13 protein-coding genes and 1 pseudogene are annotated in these 18,158 nt (G+C 66.9%); 8 read left to right on the forward strand and 6 right to left on the reverse strand.

What is annotated here, in order from left to right; all coding sequences use genetic code 11:
• Positions 1–934 (forward strand): M20/M25/M40 family metallo-hydrolase (locus B5X90_RS09960; RefSeq protein WP_143264705.1); only part of this gene is annotated, 934 nt, incomplete at its 5' end.
• Between the two features lie 110 nt (positions 935–1,044).
• Here B5X90_RS09960 and B5X90_RS09965 read toward each other — a convergent pair.
• Positions 1,045–2,016, reverse strand: a complete 972-nt coding sequence (locus tag B5X90_RS09965) for a polysaccharide deacetylase family protein (RefSeq protein WP_079552507.1) — start codon at positions 2,014–2,016, stop codon at positions 1,045–1,047.
• Between the two features lie 105 nt (positions 2,017–2,121).
• Positions 2,122–3,565, reverse strand: a pseudogene (locus tag B5X90_RS09970) (cytosine permease); the annotation flags it as partial.
• A gap of 107 nt (positions 3,566–3,672) precedes the next feature.
• Here B5X90_RS09970 and B5X90_RS09975 point away from each other — a divergent pair.
• The gene (locus B5X90_RS09975; protein ID WP_079552509.1) at positions 3,673–5,217 is read left to right on the forward strand and encodes a PucR family transcriptional regulator; all 1,545 of its coding nucleotides are present in this window, start codon (positions 3,673–3,675) and stop codon (positions 5,215–5,217) included.
• Between the two features lie 16 nt (positions 5,218–5,233).
• Here B5X90_RS09975 and B5X90_RS09980 read toward each other — a convergent pair whose 3' ends face one another.
• From B5X90_RS09980 to B5X90_RS09995, 4 genes are all read right to left on the reverse strand, one after another.
• Positions 5,234–6,043, reverse strand: a complete 810-nt coding sequence (locus tag B5X90_RS09980; protein WP_256860163.1) for an IclR family transcriptional regulator — start codon at positions 6,041–6,043, stop codon at positions 5,234–5,236.
• A gap of 94 nt (positions 6,044–6,137) precedes the next feature.
• Positions 6,138–7,394, reverse strand: coding sequence for an aminopeptidase P family protein (locus B5X90_RS09985; protein WP_079552513.1), 1,257 nt, complete (start codon positions 7,392–7,394; stop codon positions 6,138–6,140).
• A 64-nt stretch (positions 7,395–7,458) separates the two neighbouring features.
• On the reverse strand, positions 7,459–8,868 hold the full coding sequence (locus B5X90_RS09990) for an MFS transporter (RefSeq protein ID WP_079552515.1): 1,410 nt from the start codon (positions 8,866–8,868) through the stop codon (positions 7,459–7,461).
• Between the two features lie 564 nt (positions 8,869–9,432).
• On the reverse strand, positions 9,433–10,104 hold the full coding sequence (locus tag B5X90_RS09995) for a GntR family transcriptional regulator (RefSeq protein ID WP_079552517.1): 672 nt from the start codon (positions 10,102–10,104) through the stop codon (positions 9,433–9,435).
• A 143-nt stretch (positions 10,105–10,247) separates the two neighbouring features.
• Here B5X90_RS09995 and glyA point away from each other — a divergent pair, with 143 nt between their 5' ends.
• Genes glyA through B5X90_RS10025 form a run of 6 tightly spaced genes read left to right on the forward strand, consistent with a single transcriptional unit; the run spans position 10,248 to position 18,158 of the window.
• Positions 10,248–11,588, forward strand: coding sequence for a serine hydroxymethyltransferase (glyA, locus tag B5X90_RS10000; RefSeq protein WP_079552519.1), 1,341 nt, complete (start codon positions 10,248–10,250; stop codon positions 11,586–11,588).
• The gene (locus B5X90_RS10005) at positions 11,585–12,805 is read left to right on the forward strand and encodes a sarcosine oxidase subunit beta family protein (protein WP_026539064.1); all 1,221 of its coding nucleotides are present in this window, start codon (positions 11,585–11,587) and stop codon (positions 12,803–12,805) included. The genes glyA and B5X90_RS10005 overlap by 4 nt, the downstream gene beginning before the upstream one ends.
• 14 nt (positions 12,806–12,819) lie before the next feature.
• Positions 12,820–13,164, forward strand: coding sequence for a sarcosine oxidase subunit delta (locus tag B5X90_RS10010; protein ID WP_079552521.1), 345 nt, complete (start codon positions 12,820–12,822; stop codon positions 13,162–13,164).
• A complete protein-coding gene (locus B5X90_RS10015) occupies positions 13,161–16,115 on the forward strand; it encodes a 2Fe-2S iron-sulfur cluster-binding protein (RefSeq protein ID WP_079552523.1) in 2,955 nt (984 codons plus the stop codon). The genes B5X90_RS10010 and B5X90_RS10015 overlap by 4 nt, the downstream gene beginning before the upstream one ends.
• On the forward strand, positions 16,108–16,743 hold the full coding sequence (locus B5X90_RS10020) for a sarcosine oxidase subunit gamma (protein WP_079552526.1): 636 nt from the start codon (positions 16,108–16,110) through the stop codon (positions 16,741–16,743). Before B5X90_RS10015 ends, B5X90_RS10020 begins: the two co-directional genes overlap by 8 nt.
• Positions 16,743–18,158 carry an L-serine ammonia-lyase gene (locus B5X90_RS10025; RefSeq protein WP_079552528.1) on the forward strand — a complete coding sequence of 472 codons (1,416 nt, stop codon included), beginning with the start codon at positions 16,743–16,745 and terminating at the stop codon, positions 18,156–18,158. Before B5X90_RS10020 ends, B5X90_RS10025 begins: the two co-directional genes overlap by 1 nt.

The following is an 18,158-nucleotide window of genomic DNA, read 5'->3' on the forward strand; positions in this document are numbered from 1 at the left end:
GCTGGCGCCGGCGAGCACGGTGGATGCGCGCACGGTGCTGGCGGCGTTCAAGTCCCGGGACATGGTGGGGCACCTGCAGGCGCTGCAGCGGGTGGCCGATGCCAACGGCGGGAACCGGGCCTCGGGGACCCCGGGGTATGAGGAGTCGGCCCGGTACGTCGAGGAACAGCTCCGCGCGGCCGGGTACGCACCGGTGCGGCAGAGCTTCACGTTCAAGGAGGACGGCCGGCGCGGCAAGACGGTGGAGTCCTTCAACATCCTGGCCGACACCGGGGGCAATGCCGGGCATACCGTGGTGGTGGGCGCGCATCTGGACTCCGTGCGGGAGGGGCCGGGCATTGATGACAACGGCAGCGGGGTCGCGGCGGTCCTGGAGACCGCGCGGTGGATGAAGGAGGCCGGGATCGCGCCGGTTAACCGGGTCCGGTTCGCGTTCTGGGGCGGTGAGGAGGACGGCCTGTACGGGTCCCAGCACTACGTCGACGAGCTCAGCGCGGCCGAGATCGGCCAGACCGCGGCGAACCTGAACGTGGACATGGTGGCCTCGCCCAACGGGGTCCGCTCGGTCCATGACGGGGACGGGACGGACTTCGGCCACGCCGGCCCGGCCGGGTCCAAGGCGATCGAGGACGTCTTCTTCCGCTACTTCCAGGAGAACGCGCTGCCGGCCGAGACCACGCCCTTTGACGGCGGCTCGGACTACGATGCCTTCCTCTCGGCCGGCATTCCCGGCGGCGGGCTGTTCACCGGCGATGAGAAGAGGAAGACCCAGGCCCAGGCGCAGGCCTACGGCGGGGTGGCGGGCAAGGACCTCGATCCCTGCTACCACGAGGCCTGCGACACGATCGCCAACACCAACCCGGAACTGCTCACCGAAATGTCCGGCGCCCTGGCCTACGGCACCGTGGCCTACGCGATGGCCAAGACCGGCTAAACACCGGCTTCGCCGCCGGCTCCGGGCCGGTCCCACAGGATGGTCCCCGGCCCAGCCACCTTCGGACGAGGGGCCGGGCCGGGGACCTGTGCTTGCCAGGGCCGAATGCCCTAGATTCCGGCCCCGCGCCGCGCCGTGGCTCCCTGGGGCTGCCGCACGTCGGCCGGCGTGAACTGTGCGCCGGTGTCCGGGAATCCGGGCACGGCAATGCGCGCGTGGGTGTGGATCTCCTCGACGGAGTCGCGCGTGTGCTGCGCGATCTTCTCCATGGTGGTGACCCACATGCCGTCCAGCGACTTGACCCGGTCCATCAGCTTTTCCAGGGCCACGGCCTTGGACGGCCGGCCGGAAATGAAGGGGTGGTTGGTCAGGACGAAGCAGCTCCCGGCAGCGTGGTGCGCCTCGGCCTCCAGCGTCCACATCTCGAGGACCTTGGCCGGGCTTTCGATGACGCCGCTTCCGGTGACGCCCGGGTAGAAGGCGTACTGCTCCCAGTCGTCCAGAGCCCAGTCGACAGGGATTTCCACGAGATCGCGGGGGTCTGCCTCGGCAACGCTGAAGCGGTACGGCGCGTCGCCGTCGAGCAGGCTTGAGTCATACAGGAACCCGCGGTCGGCAAGGAGGGCTGGGGAATGCCAGTTGAGCTCCCACCACGGTGCCCGGTAACCGGTCGGCCGGACGCCGGCGGCCTTGGCCAGGGCATCCAGGCCCCGGTCCAGGTACCGCGCCTCCGTGGCGGCGTCGATGCCTTGCATGGGTTCGTGCAGGTACCCGTGGTGTGCAATCTCGTGGCCGCCGTCGGCTATCCGGCGGACCACGTCCGGGTAGCATTCGGCGGTGAATCCCGGGACGAAGAACGTCGCCTGGATCTGCTGGCGCTCGAGGATCTGCAGGATCCGCGGGACGGCGACCTTGGGCCCGTAGGACTGGTGCGTCATGAGGGACATGCGCCTGGTGCTCTGCGGGTCGTGGGCGATGGTGCAGGATTCGGCGTCGACGTCGAAGGTGAAGGACGCCGCGGCGCGATGACCATCGGGCCAGGTGATGGAATGGGCGATGTCGGCGAAAGCGGGGAAGTCCACGGGGTTGATCTCCTGCTAGAGGGCGGGGCGGGTGATTGACGGCACCGGGAGCTCGCTCGCGAGCGGCGCGGCCGCATCTGCGGGCTGTTCGCCGTCGGGAAGATCGAGGAACTTGCGGTGGAAGCGCGGGCCGAGGACGGCGTAGGCGGCTGCGCTGGACAGCCCCCCCGGCGAGCCAGGACAAATCCCACCCGCCCAGGGCGACCGCGATGGGGCCCTGCATCGCCGGCACCAGCCCGTACATGAACAGCCAGGTGGCGAAGATGCCGATGATCAACGAGGCGATGCCGGCCGGGTTCACGCCTGGCAGCCGCTTGGTGCCGACGGCGTCGAAGAGCCTGGCCGGGTTACCGGGCCAGCGTTTCTCGATCCAGAAGTAGTGGACCAGCATGACTCCGCCCCAGGCAGCCACCCAGGCGACCAGTCCAATCAGCCATGCGTCCAGCACGGAGGCGAAGTCCTCCTGGAAGATGAAGAAGATCACGACTGCAAGGGAGAAGACTCCGACGAACAGGTTCAACTTGCGCCTGCTGATGGAGATGTCCAGCGCCTGCGTGGCCACGGAGAAGGTGTAGATGTTCAGGATGTTGGTCGCGATCGGGCCGTGCAGCACCATGAGCAGCACGGGCAGTGCCAGCGCGCCGAAGTTCAGGACGATGAGCTTGCCGGGATCTATTTCCCCGGTGTTGGTGGCCAGGCTGGCCCCCAGGATGCCCAGCCAGACGACGGGGATGAACTGACCCAGCACCGACGCGAGGTAGACCTTGCGCTTGGGCACCGTGGTGCTGACGAAGCGCGAGTAGTCTGCGGCGTAGGTGAACCAGGTGATGCCCCAGCCGATGCCGATCGCCGTCATGACCGCGCTCATCGCGGCGATGCGTTCCGAGCCTTCCAGGATGTGGCCTGCCGGGCCGGCGTAGGTCCAGTTGATCTTCATGCCGAACCACGCCACTGCCGACATCACGGTCAGGATGATGATGGTTGGCGGGACGGTCCATTTCTCGAAGGCGGCGATGGCTTTGTAGCCGAACCAGGCAATGGTGACCTGGGCAGCCATGATGAGAGTGGCAATGCCGATCTTCCACGCATAGTTGTGGGCCTCCGGATCTACCCACCCCAAGGTTCCGAACAGCGCCATGACCAGGTCCAGGATGATCCAGGTGTTGACTGCACACCAGCCGATCACCAGAAGGGCTTGAATGGCCGCCGGGAGGTAGTTTCCGCGCCGGCCAAAGGCGGCGCGGGCCAGTACCATGCCTGTCGCCCCCGTCTTTTGGCCCAGGAGGACGAAGCACCCGAAGAGCAGCATCCCGATCAGGTTGCCCAGGACAAGGACGGTGACCGTATCCGCGAACCCCAGGCCGAGCTGGATGCCGAGCGCTCCGAGCACCCAGTTGATCGGCGCGAGGTTGGCGCCAGCCCAGATCCAGAACTGGCCGGACACCTTGCGGGTCCGCTCTGATTCAGGGATGGGGTGGAGCCACGCTTCGTGGTCTTCACCGGCTTCCGGCGCGGTGCCGGCTGGGGCCGCTGGGGATTTTTGACGCATGGGGAGCCTCCGAGGGTGTGTGGGATTCCTCAAGATTATGTGTCACAGGCCACATTCAGCCATATACAATGTGTCTAAACAAACGTAGTGCAACGCGACGGAGTGTAATGTCCATTCGTCTTGAAGACGTCCTGAACCATCCGACCATGGCGGCCGCCGATCCCGTCATCCGGGCAGCGGCCCGGGCTGCCGCCAGGACCCAGCTGCGATGGATCCATTCCAGCGAAATCATCGACATCGCGCCCCTGCTCGCCGGCGGGGAGCTGCTGCTGACCGGCGGAGAAGCTCTCGCCCAGGCCTCTGAGGAGCGGCAAGTCAACTACGTTCGCCAACTGGCAGAGCGGGGCGTGGCAGCCGTTGCCATCGAAACCGGGGCGGCCCTGCCGTCGCTGCCGTCCTCAATGGTGGCGGCCGCCGAAGCAGCCGGCCTCCCGCTGATCGAACTTCGCGGTGTGGTGCCGTTCGTCGGGGTCATGCAGGCCATTAACTCGATGCTGGTCAGTGACTCGGTGTCCCAATTGCGGCGGGCGGACGAGGCCAGTCACGCAATGGCAGTCGAGCTGGCGCACGGCGGCGGCCTGGACCGGATTCTTGCCGTGCTTGCCGGCATCATCAATGCCGAGGTGACGCTGACGTCCATAGACGGCGCGACCCTGGCCAGCGCAACGCCGGGGCAGGCAGAGGCCTCCGCCGCCGATGCCTCCGCCGTTGGGCCGCAGGAGCAGGCACGCCTGATCCGCATCGACGTGCCGATCCGCGGCATTCTCGCAGCCCAGCTGCTGCTCCGGGTGCCGGCGGGTGAGGACGAGAACCTGGCCCGGACAGCCGGGAACCGCTCAGTGGACATTCTGGCCCTGGCATTGCTGCAGCGGATGTCTCCCGGGCTCAAGGAAGTCGCCGGGGCGGCCCTGCTTCGCGCGATAGATTCGGGCAGCCAGGCCTGGCGGCTCCAGCAGCTGGCCTCCGCGGCCGGGATTCCGCCGGCGGCCACTCTCGTGGCCATCGTGATCCGCTCCGATATGCTCCAGCAGCTCCGGGCGCCGGTGGAGCGCCTTCTGACCCGGGGGGCGCAGCTGAGCGCCACCTATGTCGACAACGCCGAGCTTCTGGCGGTGGCCGTCCTCCCGGGCGATAACCCGCGCGAAAGCCGGCACGCACTCCTGGCCGGCCTGCGGGGGCTCCCCGCGCTGGCAGATACCCTCGTTGCCGTTGGCCCGCTGGCCGCCGGGATATCGGAAGCTCCCTGGTCCCTGTCGGAGGCAAGGCTCACGCTGGAATTGGCGGACGCGCTGGGACGGTCGCCGGCGGGGGCCACCGGCCCGCACTGTCCGGTGATCGATTCCGAGGCATTCGCCGTCGAACGCCTTGCGGTGGGAAGCCTGGATACCGGGCAGCGGCGGAACTTCGTGCGCCAGCAGCTGGGCGCACTCCTGGACCATGACGCCCAACGCAATTCGCGGCTGCTCGATACCCTGGCCACCTGGCTGGATTCCGGCTGCAACACCGCCCAGGCGGCCCGGGAGCTGCACGTGGAACGGCAGTCGATGCATCAACGGCTGCAGCGGATCTTCGAGCTGTGCGGCGGCGACCCCCGGCGGACGGGCCGGCTCGCGGCGTTGCATCTGGCCACGCGGCTGGCCCGGCTCAGCTGAGGTGTGCGGGGCCGCGTTATCCGTTGCTGGATGCCCGGCCGCCCAGCCGGCTGGTGATTTTGCCGGCGGCAGCCGCGCACGCTTCGCCCAGGCCCTGCAGCCCTTCACGTGAGACGCGGAACCGGGGCGCCGAGATCAGGACGGCCGCCACGACGTCGCCGCGGTGGTCGTGGACGGGAGCGGCGACGCCCACTTCGTCGATGGAGGATTCGCCGTAGTTGATGGCCCAGCCACGCGCCGTCACGTCCTTGAGCTTGATCTGGTAGCCATCCAGGCCCGCATCATCGAGCCCCGGGTAGCTGATCGCTCCGCTGCGCAGGAGCACACGGACGCGTTCGACGGGCGCTGCGGCCAGGAAGACCTGCACGGAGGCGCTCATGGCGTCGGTGTACCGGGCTCCCAGCGGAGTGGTGTGCTTGATCTGGTGGTGGCTGGCGATCTGCTCCACGCACATTGACTCTGCGCCGTTCCACACCATGAGGGCGCTGGTTTCGCCGGTCTGTTCGGTGAGTTCACGCAGGACGGGATACGCCACCCGCCGTTCTTCCAGTTCGGCCAGCAGGGGCCCGGCGACGGCGATCAGTCCCAGCCCCAGCCGGAAGCGGCGGGTTTCCGGATCGCGTTCCACCAGGTGTTCCTGTTCGAACGTGGCCAGGATCCGGGAAACCGTGCTCTTGTGCAGGCCCACCCGGTTGGCAATCTCGGTGACCCCGAGCAACGGCTCGTCCGCCGTGAAAGTTCGCAGCACGGCGATGGCGTTGACGATGACGGAGGTGCCCTTGGTGTCGCCGTTTCCGGTGGCTTCTGGAGATTCTGCTGGGGTCATGGTGTCTACCATCATTCCGCATGAGGGCCCAGAAGCGGCGCCACGGTGGACGTGGCGCCGCTTCTGGGCCCTGCCTTCAGGGGGTGCGGGCGCCTCAGGCACCCACGATGTTGTATTCCGGGCCGAACGGGAACTTCGTGATGTTCTCGGCTCCGTCCTCACCGACCACCAGGATGTCGTGCTCACGGTAGCCGCCGGCGCCGGGCTGGCCGTCCAGGACGGTGATCATGGGTTCCATCGACACCACCATGCCCGGTTCCAGTACGGTGTCGATGTCCTCGCGGAGTTCCAGGCCGGCTTCGCGGCCGTAGTAGTGGCTCAGGACGCCGAACGAGTGTCCGTAGCCGAAGGTCCGGTTGGCAAGCAGTCCGTGGCCCACGTAGATCTCGTTCAGTTCGGCGGCGATGTCCTTGCAGACAGCTCCGGGCTTGATGAGTTCGAGGCCGCGCTTGTGGACTTCCACGTTGATGTTCCACAGCTCCAGGGAGCGGGCGTCGGGTTCGCCGTAGAACAAAGTGCGCTCCAGCGCGGTGTAGTAGCCGGAGGTCATGGGGAAGCAGTTCAGCGACAGGATGTCGTGCTCCTGGATCTTGCGCGTGGTGGCCCAGTTGTGGGCGCCGTCGGTGTTGATGCCGGACTGGAACCACACCCAGGTGTCACGGATTTCCGAATCCGGGAACGTCCGCGCGATTTCGTGGACCATGGCTTCGGTGCCGATCAGGGCGACTTCGTACTCGGTGATGCCGGCTGTGATGGCGTTGCGGATGGCTTCGCCGCCCAGGTCACCGATGCGGGCCCCGTGCTTGATCACCTCGATCTCTTCGGCCGATTTGATCATCCGCTGGCGCATCGCGGCCTGGGCCACATCCACCAGGGTGGCCCCCGCAAAGGCCGCCTGGATCTTGTTGCGGTTGTCCAGCGGGAGCGAATCGTCTTCGACGCCGAGCCGGCGGGGGTTGATGCCGCGGGTGCGCAGCGCCTCCTGGATGGCGAAGATGTAGTTGTCCCGGCGCCAGTCCGTGTACACCACGTTGTCGCCGTAGCTGCGCCGCCACGGCATGCCGGCGTCGATGTTGGCCGTGACGGTCACAGAGTCGTCCTTCGTGACCACCATGGCGTAGGACCGGCCGAAGTAGGTGAAGAGGAAGTCCGAGTAGTACTTGATGGAGTGGTAGCTGGTCAGGACGACGGCGTCCAGGTCCTTATCTGCCATGATGCGGCGCAGTCCGCCGAGCCGGCGCTCAAATTCTGCGTTGGAAAAGGTCAGCTTTTCCTTCTGCCCGTTGTGCAGGACTTTCAGTCGCTCCAGTTCGGCGATGGACGAAGCGTTGTTGGACGTTGCGATGGTCATGGTGGTGGTGCCTTTCTGCAGTGCTGTTCTTTGGAGGGGAAAAATTTGGGGGCGTCGGCCGGGGCTACTCGTGGCGCAGCGGTTCTTTGCTGGTTTCCCGGGAGAGCGCTACTGCGATCAGGGAGATGGCCGCGGCGCCGGCCAGGTACCAGGCCGGCGCCAGGTCATTGGCCGTCGTGGCGATCAGGAGGGTCGCCACGAACGGCGCCGTGCCGCCGAAGAGCGCGTTGGAGAGATTGAAGCTGACGGCGAAGCCGCTGTAGCGGACCCGGGTGGGGAACATCTCCGCCAGGAAGCTCGGGAGCGTACCGTCGTTGAGCGTCAGCATGCCGCCCAGCAGGATCTGGACCAGGACGATCACCAGGAAGTTCCCGGTGCCCAGCAGGGCGAAGGCCGGCACGGTCAGCAGGATGAAGCTCAAGGATGCGGTGATCAGCACCTTTTTGCGGCCGTAGCGGTCCGAGAGCATACCGGTCAGGAAGATGAACCCGATGTATGTCACCAGGGCGATGGTGGTGGCCAGGAAGGATTCGGCCGCGCCGAGACCGAGCTCCGAGGACAGGTAGGTGGGCATGTAGCTCAGGATCACGTAGAACCCGACGGCGTTGAGCAGCACGGCTCCGACGGCCTTCAGCAGCAGCCGCCAGTGGTTCCGGAAGAGGCTGGATACCGGGGCCTTGATGGCCTGGTCCTCTTCTGCCAGTTCGCGGAACACCGGCGTGTCTTCGAGCTTGGTGCGGATATAGCGGCCGATCAGGCCCATCGGGGCGGCGAGCAGGAACGGCAGGCGCCATCCCCAACTCTGCATCGCCTCGGCGCTGAGCAGGACGGTCAGCAGGCCCGCGAGCAAGGAGCCGAGCAGCAGGCCCGCGGCCGTGCTGGCCGGAACCACCGCCGCGTACAGGCCGCGTTTGTTGGCCGGGGCGTACTCGACCAGGAAGGCGGACGCGCCGGCGTATTCGCCGGAGGCGGAGAAGCCCTGGACGACGCGCACCACCAGGAGAAGGATGGGGGCCCAGATGCCGATGGAGTTGTACCCCGGGATCAGGGCGATGCAGAAGGTCGCTCCGGACATGATCAGGATCGACAGGGAAAGGGCGGTCCGGCGCCCCACCCGGTCACCGATGTGGCCCCAGACGAAGCCGCCAAGCGGCCGCACCAGGAACGAGATCGCGAAGAGCGCGAAAGTCAGGAGAAGCGCGGTCTGGGGATTGGACTCGGGGAAGAAGACCGCGGCGATTGTTGCCGCCAGGTAGCCGTAGACGGCGTAGTCGAACCATTCGACGAAGTTTCCGATGAAGCTGGCGGCGACGACCCGCCGTCGGGTTTCCTTACTGACTGCGGGATCGTGGCCGCCGGGGGCGGCATGGCCGCTCAACGTGGTTTGTCCCGAGGACGTACTGCCATGCCCGCTATTCGACTCCGGGCCGGTCTGCCCCGCAAGAGTGGCGGGGGAGGGAGTTTCGTTACTCATGTGTCCACCAAAGGGTTTTGGAGTTGCATTCAGTGCAACGCTGTTGCACCAGAGTAGGCGTGACGCATGACACAGTCAATGCCTTTTGGCTTCGGGACCGTGAATTAGTTCAACGGAAAATGCCCGGGCATGCCGGTCCGGTGAGCGGCCAGGCTGCGCCATACGGTTGCTTTCAACGAGACAAGGTTGCGTAAAATACGCCCCTCACCTGCTGCCTTGTGAAAAGCTTGGGCCGCGCAGTTCCGCGGTTCCCTCCGGGGCGGCGCGGTGCGAGACTTGGTGAACTAGCGACTGGGGGGCCAGGTCAGGAGATCGTCTTGGGCACTCTGGTACGCACGCGCACTTCCGGCCGCCGGACGGCGGGCGAGCCATGATGGCCGGGTGGGCCTATCTCATGGCCGGCATCATGACCGTCGATGCGCTCCTGCTGGGGCTGCTCCTGATGAACGTGAAGTGGCCGAAGCGCTGGAAGTGAAACGGCCAAACCTGAAGCGCATTTCGTTCAACGACGCGGGAGCCTCGCGCGGCGGCTAACGGGGCCGACGGCGGCTAGGCCGGCGGCGGCTAGAGGACCTTGCGGATGGTCTCCTCGAAGCTGGTGACGTGGTGCAGGGCGAGTTCGCCTGCCCTGTCCGCGTCGCCCTCGGCCACTGCCCTGAGCAGCTCCACGTGCTCGCTAATGTGGCCGCTGACCGAGGGGACCTTGTCCAGGACCAGGCACCAGATGCGCGTGGCCAGGTTGTCGTAGCGGATCAGCGTGTCTTCCAGGTGCGGGTTGGCTGCGGCCCGGTAGATCAGGCGGTGCACTGTCAGGTCGTAGCGCATCAGCTCCCGGGATTCTGCGGGAAGTGGGGCCAGTTCTGCAATGGTCTTGGCGACATCCAGCAGTTCGCGGCGCATGGCGGCGTTGGCCCGCGTTGCCGCCCGGCGCGCCGCCAGCGGTTCCAGCAGTTCCCGGATTTCCGAGACGTCGGCCAGTTCCGTGAAGTCCACGGTGGTGGCAAAGGTCCCCCTTCGCGGGTAGGAAACCACCAGGTGGTCCACTTCCAGCCGCTTGATCGCCTCGCGCACGGGAGTGCGGCCGAAGCCGAGCTCGGCGGCGAGTTGCCCGTCATTGATGGGTTCGCCGGGCCGGATTTCGAGCATGATCAGCTTGTCGCGCAACTGCCGGTACGCGGCCTCCGCCTGGGAGATGGCTTCGTCCTCGGCGGGCGGCAGGACGGTGAGTGCATTCACGGCTCGGCTCCGTTTCTGGATTTCAACCGGAAGCCTGGTTCCACTTGGCTTCCGGCTATTGACTCTGGTGTGACCTCAATCATACCATTGTTCTCACACTGATATATCAGTCATAGCAATAGTGGTATTTCAAAGGAGCAACCGTGGTTGAGCAGTTGAACGAGCGACTTTCCGTAGTCGATCCCGAGGTCGAACAGGCCGTGGCGAGGGAACTGAAGCGCCAGCAGTCCACCCTCGAAATGATTGCGTCCGAGAACTTCGCCCCGGCTGGGGTCATGGAGGCGCAGGGTTCGGTGCTGACCAACAAGTACGCCGAGGGCTACCCGGGCAAGCGCTACTACGGCGGCTGCGAGCACGTTGATGTGATCGAACAGCTCGCCATCGACCGGGTCAAGGCCCTGTTCGGCGCCGAGTACGCCAACGTCCAGCCGCACTCCGGCGCGCAGGCCAACGCCGCCGCCATGTTCGCCCTCCTGGAACCGGGCGACACCATCATGGGGCTGGCCCTGGCCCACGGCGGCCACCTCACCCACGGGATGAAGATCAATTTCTCCGGCAAGCTCTACAACGTGGTCCCGTACCACGTGAGCGAGCACAACCACCTGGTGGACATGGCCGAGGTGGAGGCCCTGGCCCTTGAACACCGGCCCAAGATGATCGTGGCCGGCTGGTCCGCCTACTCCCGGCAGCTGGACTTCGCCGAGTTCCGGCGCATCGCCGACCTCGTGGGCGCCTACCTCATGGTGGACATGGCGCACTTCGCCGGCCTCGTGGCCGCCGGACTTCACCCGAACCCGGTCCCCTACGCCGACGTCGTCACCACCACCACGCACAAGACCCTCGGCGGACCGCGCGGCGGCGTGATCCTGGCCAAGGAGGAGTACGCACGCAAGATCAACAGCGCCGTGTTCCCCGGCCAGCAAGGCGGCCCGCTGGAACACGTGATCGCGGCCAAGGCCGTGGCCTTCAAGATCGCGGCGTCACCGGAGTTCAAGGAACGCCAGGAGCGCACGCTCGAAGGCGCCGGGATCCTCGCGTCCCGGCTCCTGAAGGACGACGTCGCGGCGGCCGGGATCTCCGTGGTCAACGGCGGTACTGATGTGCACCTGGTCCTGGTGGACCTGCGGGACTCGGAACTGGACGGGCAGCAGGCCGAAGACCGGCTCCACCGGATCGGCATTACCGTCAACCGCAACGCCGTCCCGTTCGATCCCCGCCCGCCCATGGTCTCCTCCGGGCTGCGGATCGGCACCCCCGCCCTGGCCACCCGCGGCTTCGGTGCCGCGGAATTCACCGAGGTGGCGGACATCATTGCCTCCGCCCTCATCTCGCAGGCGCCGGGGCTCGAACTCAGCGACCAAACCGCCGCTGAACTGCGTGGACGCGTCATCGCCCTCGCGGACCGGTTCCCCCTTTACCCGCATCTCGGCACCGGCACGGCGGCGACCGGGCTTGAGGCAGAACTGATTGGAGCAGCACAATGACCACCGAACACCTGCCGGAGCACCCGGACTTCCTCTGGCGCAATCCGGACCCCAAGTCCTCCTACGACGCCGTGATTGTCGGCGGCGGCGGACACGGCCTGGCGACGGCGTACTACCTGGCCAAGAACCACGGGATGACCAACATCGCCATCCTGGAAAAAGGCTGGCTCGCAGGCGGCAACATGGCCCGGAACACCACCATCATCCGCTCCAACTACCTCTGGGACGAGAGCGCGGCGATCTACGAGCACGCCCTGAAGCTGTGGGAGATCCTGCCCGAAGAACTCGAATACGACTTCCTGTTCAGCCAGCGCGGGGTCATGAACCTGGCCCACACGCTGGGCGACGTCCGCGAAAGCGTCCGCCGCGTCGGAGCCAATAAACTCAACGGCGTAGACGCCGAGTGGCTGGACCCGCAGCAGGTCAAGGAACTCTGCCCCATCCTGAACATTAACGACAACATCCGCTACCCGGTCATGGGTGCCACGTACCAACCGCGCGCCGGCATCGCCAAGCACGACCACGTCGCCTGGGCGTTCGCCCGCAAATGCGACGAGCTCGGCGTGGACATCATCCAGAACTGCGAGGTCACCGGCTTCATCAAGGACGGCAACCGCGTCACCGGGGTCAAGACCACCCGCGGCACGATCAACACGGAAAAGGTCGGACTTTGCGCCGCCGGGCACAGCTCGGTGCTGGCGGAAATGGCCGGATTCCGGCTCCCCATCCAGTCCCACCCGCTCCAGGCACTGGTGTCCGAGCTCCACGAGCCGGTCCACCCCACCGTCGTCATGTCCAACCACGTCCACGTCTACGTCTCCCAGGCGCACAAGGGCGAACTGGTCATGGGCGCCGGCGTGGACTCCTACAACGGCTACGGCCAGCGCGGATCATTCCACGTGATCGAGCACCAGATGGCAGCCGCCGTCGAACTCTTCCCGATCTTCGCCAGGGCCCACGTGCTCCGGACCTGGGGCGGGATCGTGGACACCACCCTGGATGCCTCCCCGATCGTAGGCACCACCCCGGTAGAGAACATGTTCGTCAACTGCGGCTGGGGCACCGGCGGTTTCAAGGGCACACCGGCGGCCGGGCTGACGTTCGCCCACACGATCGCCACCGGAGAACCGCACAAACTCAACAAGCCCTTTGCACTCGAGCGCTTCGAAACCGGCGCCCTGATCGACGAACACGGCGCCGCCGCCGTGGCCCATTAGAAAGAGGTAAGGACATGCTTCTGATTCCCTGCCCCAACTGCGGTCCCCGCGACGAGACCGAGTTCCACTACGGCGGACAGGCCCACGTGGCCTACCCCGAAAACCCGGCAGAGCTCACGGACCGTGAATGGGCCGAGTACCTGTTCTACCGCGACAACACCAAGGGCGCCTTCGCCGAACGCTGGCTGCACAGCACCGGCTGCCGGCAATGGTTCAACATGCTCCGCGACACCGTCACCTACGACATCCAGGCCGTCTACCCGATGGGTCAGCCTCGCCCTGACAAGGAAAACACAGCCACGGGGACCGCAGCCCCCACCCTCACCAGCCCCGTCTCCCCGGAAGGAGCAGTCAAATGACCGCTCAGCCGCAGCCCGCGCGTCTTAGCACCGGCGGACGCATCGACCGCAGCGTCACGTGGCGCTTCACCCTGGACGGCCGTGAGTACACAGGCCACCCCGGCGACACCCTCGCCTCTGCCCTGCTGGCCAACGGCCGGCTCCGTGCGGGTGACTCCCTGTATGAGGGACGGGCCCGCGGCATCATGTCCGCCGGCGTCGAGGAATCCAACGCCCTGGTCAAGGTTGCGGCCCGGTTCCCGGGCCACGTGGCCGAATCCATGCTCCCGGCCACCACGGTGTCCCTCGTGGACGGCCTCAGCGCCGAGTACCTCAGCGGACTGGGCAAGCTGGACCCGGCCGAGGACCACGCCGAATACGACAAGAAGTATGTCCATACCGACGTCCTTGTGGTCGGTGGCGGCCCGGCAGGCCTGGCCGCGGCCCGCGAGGCCGTCCGGTCCGGCGCCCGGGTCATCCTGATCGACGACCAGCCCGAACTGGGCGGCTCGCTGTTGTCCGGCTCCACGGATCCGGCCCTCGCGGAGAGCATCGAAGGACAGCCCGCCCTGGAATGGGTGGCCAATGTTGAAGCCGAACTGATCTCCGCGGCCGAGTGCACGGTACTGAACCGCACCACGGCCTTCGGCTCCTACGACTCCAACTACATGATCGCGGCCCAGAACCGGACGGACCACCTCCTCACCCCGGCCGCGCCCGGCGTGTCCCGCCAGCGGATCTGGCACATCCGTGCCGCCCAGGTCATCCTGGCCCCAGGCGCCCACGAACGCCCGCTCGTTTTCGAAAACAACGACCGCCCAGGCATCATGCTGGCCTCCGCGGTGCGCAGCTACCTCAACCGCTACGCCGTCGCCGCCGGTTCCCGCGTGGTCATCGGCACCACCAACGACAGTGCCTACGCCCTGGCCGCCGACCTCCGCGCCGCCGGCATCAAGGTCGAGGCCGTCGTGGACGCCCGCGCACAGCTGAGCGAAACCGCTGCGGCAACCACAGCGGCCGGCACACGGGTGCTGATCGGCAGCGCCGTCGCCAACACCACGGCAGCTGCGTCCGGCGACGGCCGGCTCCTCGGCGTGACCGTCCGGAGCATCAACGACGCCGGCGAAATCACCTCGGGAATCGAACAGCTCCCCTGCGACCTGCTGGCCGTCTCCGGCGGCTGGTCGCCCGTGGTTCACCTGCACTCCCAGCGCCAGGGCAGGCTCCGCTGGGACGAGGACCTCGCCGCCTTCGTCCCCAACAGCGTGGTTCCCAACCAACAGGTGGCCGGCTCCGGCCGCGGCACGTTCGCCCTCGGCGACTGCGTGGCTGAAGGCGTCTCCGCCGGCGCCGCGGCGGTCCTGGCCGCGGGGTTCGACTCCGATGTCCAGCCTTCAACGCCGGCCCCGCCGCGCGCCTCCGCCCCGACCCGCCAGCTGTGGCTGGTCCCCGGCCAAGCCGGGACACCGGATGACTGGCATCACCACTTCGTCGACTTCCAGCGGGACCAGTCCGTGGCCGATGTCCTCCGCTCCACCGGGGCCGGCATGCGGTCGGTGGAACACATCAAGCGCTACACCTCGATCAGCACCGCGAACGATCAGGGCAAGACCTCCGGGGTGAACGCGATCGGCGTGATCGCCGCCGCTCTCCGGACAGCCGGCGAAGCGTCCCGCGGGATCGGCGACATCGGCACCACCACCTACCGGGCGCCTTTCACCCCGGTGGCGTTTGCCGCCCTCGCCGGACGCCAGCGCGGCGAACTCTTCGACCCCGCCCGCCTCACATCCATCCACCCCTGGCATGTCGCCCAGGGAGCCCTCTTCGAAGACGTCGGGCAGTGGAAGCGGCCGTGGTACTACCCGCAGGACGGCGAGGACATGGACACCGCGGTGCTCCGTGAATGCGCCGCCGTCCGGGAATCCGTGGGTTTCATGGACGCCACCACCCTGGGCAAGATCGAGATCCGCGGCAAGGATGCCGGTGAGTTCCTGAACCGCATCTACACCAACGCGTTCAAGAAGCTCGCTCCGGGTTCGGCCCGCTACGGCGTCATGTGCACCCCGGACGGGATGATCTTCGACGACGGCGTCACCTTGCGCCTGGACGAGGACCGCTTCTTCATGACCACCACCACCGGCGGCGCGGCCAAGGTGCTGGACTGGCTCGAGGAATGGCTGCAGACCGAATGGCCGGAACTCGATGTGCACTGCACCTCCGTCACGGAGCAGTGGTCCACGATCGCCGTCGTCGGTCCGAAATCCCGCGCCGTTCTCGCCAAAGTGGCTCCGGGGCTGGCAGCCGACGGCGGCCTGGACGCCGAGGCTTTCCCGTTCATGACGTTCCGGGAGACCACCCTGGCATCCGGTGTCCAGGCCCGGGTCTGCCGGATCTCGTTCTCCGGGGAACTGGCCTACGAAATCAACGTCCCGTCCTGGTACGGGCTGAGCACCTGGGAAGCCGTGGCGGCGGCCGGGGCGGAGTTCAACATCACCCCGTACGGCACCGAGACCATGCACGTGCTGCGTGCGGAGAAGGGCTACCCGATCGTCGGCCAGGACACTGACGGGACTGTGACACCGCAGGATGCCGGCATGGAATGGGTGGTGTCCAAGGTCAAGGACTTCATCGGCAAACGCTCCTACACCCGCAAGGACGCCGGCCGCACCGACCGGAAACACCTGGTCAGCGTCCTCCCCGTGGACGGCACCATCCGGCTCCCCGAAGGCACCCAACTGGTGGAACAGGGCATCACCGTCAACCCCGCCTACGGCCCCGTGCCCATGCAGGGATTCGTGACCTCGAGCTACCACAGTGCGGCGCTGGGCAGGTCGTTTGCCCTGGCCCTGATCAAGAACGGCCGCAACCGCATGGGAGAGACCCTGGTGGCCGCCGCCGGCGACCAACTCGTGGACGTAATCGTCGCAGAAACCGTACTTTTTGACTCTGAAGGGGCCCGCAAAGATGGCTGACACTGCAGCACTCGAAAATTCCAAGAAGATCCAGACCCTCAGGAAGAGTCCGGCGTCGCTCCTGACAACGGCTTTTGAAGCGGGATCCGTTGCAGGCACCGTGGAGCTGCGCGAGGTGCCGTTTCTGACCATGGCAGGGCTCCGGGTCGATCCTGCCGGCGACGCGGGGAAGCGGCTGGGCGCCCTCACGGGCGGCTTGCCCTCCGCTTCCGGCGAAGTCCGCAGCAGCGGCGACACCGCAGTGCTGTGGCTGGGCCCGGCAGAATTCCTGCTCGTGGCCCCCGCCGAATCCCACGAAAGCGTGGGCGGTGAGCTCCCCGGGGCGCTCATCGGAGCACTGGGCGACGGCCAGGGCCAGGTGGTGGATCTCTCCGCCAACCGCACCACGCTCGAGCTCTCCGGGCCCCGGGCCAGTGCTGTGCTGGAGAAGGGCTGCGCCCTGGACCTGCACCCCCGCGTCTTCCAGCCCGGAACGGCCCTGTCCACGGAAATCGGCGGCATCCCCGCCATTCTGTGGAAGACCGGGGACGAGACCTACCGGATCCTCCCGCGGGCATCCTTCGCGGAGTTCCTCGGCCGCTGGCTCCTCGACGCCATGCGCGAATATGCCTCCACCGAGGTCCCCTGATGGCGCTCAGCGTCCTGGACCTGTTTTCTGTTGGCATCGGGCCGTCCTCCTCCCACACGGTCGGCCCGATGCGGGCGGCCAAGCGGTTCGCCGACGGGCTCAAGAGCGAAGGTCAGCTGAGTTCCACGGCGAGGGTGCAGGCCGAGCTGTTCGGTTCCCTCGGCGCCACCGGCCGGGGCCACGGTTCGGACAAGGCCGTGGTCCTGGGCCTCCAGGGCCAGGAGCCCGAGAGCGTGGACACGGACACTGCCGATGACCAGGTGGCTGCCGCTGCCCTGGATGCCGAGCTCCGGATTGGCGGGGACCACCGGGTGGATTTCAACTGGGACGAGGACGTGGTCCTGCACCGCCGCAAGTCGCTGCCGGCCCATCCGAACGGCATGACCTTCCGGGCCCTTAACCACGCCGGCGACGTCCTCTGCGAACGGAGCTTCTATTCGATTGGGGGCGGTTTCGTCGTCGATGGCAATGCACAAGGCGCCGACCAAGTGGTGGCAGACGACACCGTGCTGCCCTACCCGTTCACAACGGCTGACGAACTCCTTGAAATATGTCACCGTGAGAATATGTCCGTCTCCGACGTCATGCTGGCCAACGAACTCGTCTGGCGCACCGAAGCCGACCTCCGGGAGAAGCTCTTGGCCCTGTGGGCGGTCATGCGCCAGTGCGTGGACAACGGCTGCGCCGCCGAGGGCATCCTGCCCGGCGGGCTGAACGTCAAACGGCGCGCCCCGTCGTTGTTTCGGACGCTGGCAGCATCCGCCGTCAGCGCCGAGGCGGATGCCCGGAACCCATCACCGGTCCAGGTGCCTGCCGACCCGTTGCTCGCCATGGAATGGGTGAACCTCTTCGCGCTGGCCGTCAACGAGGAAAACGCCGCGGGGGGCCGGATTGTCACCGCGCCCACCAATGGTGCCGCCGGCATTGTGCCGGCCGTGCTGCACTATTACGTCAAGTTCGTCCCCGGCGCCAACGACGACGGCGTCATCCGCTTCCTGCTGGCTGCGGCCGCCGTCGGGATCCTCTTCAAGATCAACGCTTCCATCTCCGGGGCAGAGGTCGGCTGCCAGGGCGAAGTCGGATCCGCCTGCTCCATGGCGGCGGCGGGACTCTGCGAAGTCCTGGGCGGAACCCCGGAGCAGGTGGAAAACGCCGCCGAAGTCGGGATCGAGCACAACCTCGGGCTGACCTGCGACCCCGTCGGCGGGCTCGTGCAGATCCCCTGCATCGAACGCAACGCGATCGCCAGCGTCAAAGCCATCAACGCCGCCCGCCTGTGCCTTCACGGCGACGGCAGCCACAAAGTCTCGCTGGACAAAGCAATCAAGACCATGCGCGAAACAGGAGCAGACATGAAAACCAAGTACAAGGAAACCTCCCGCGGGGGCCTCGCCGTGAACGTCGTGGAGTGCTGA

The sequence above is a fragment of the Arthrobacter sp. 49Tsu3.1M3 genome (assembly GCF_900168135.1).
Taxonomy (GTDB): domain Bacteria; phylum Actinomycetota; class Actinomycetes; order Actinomycetales; family Micrococcaceae; genus Arthrobacter.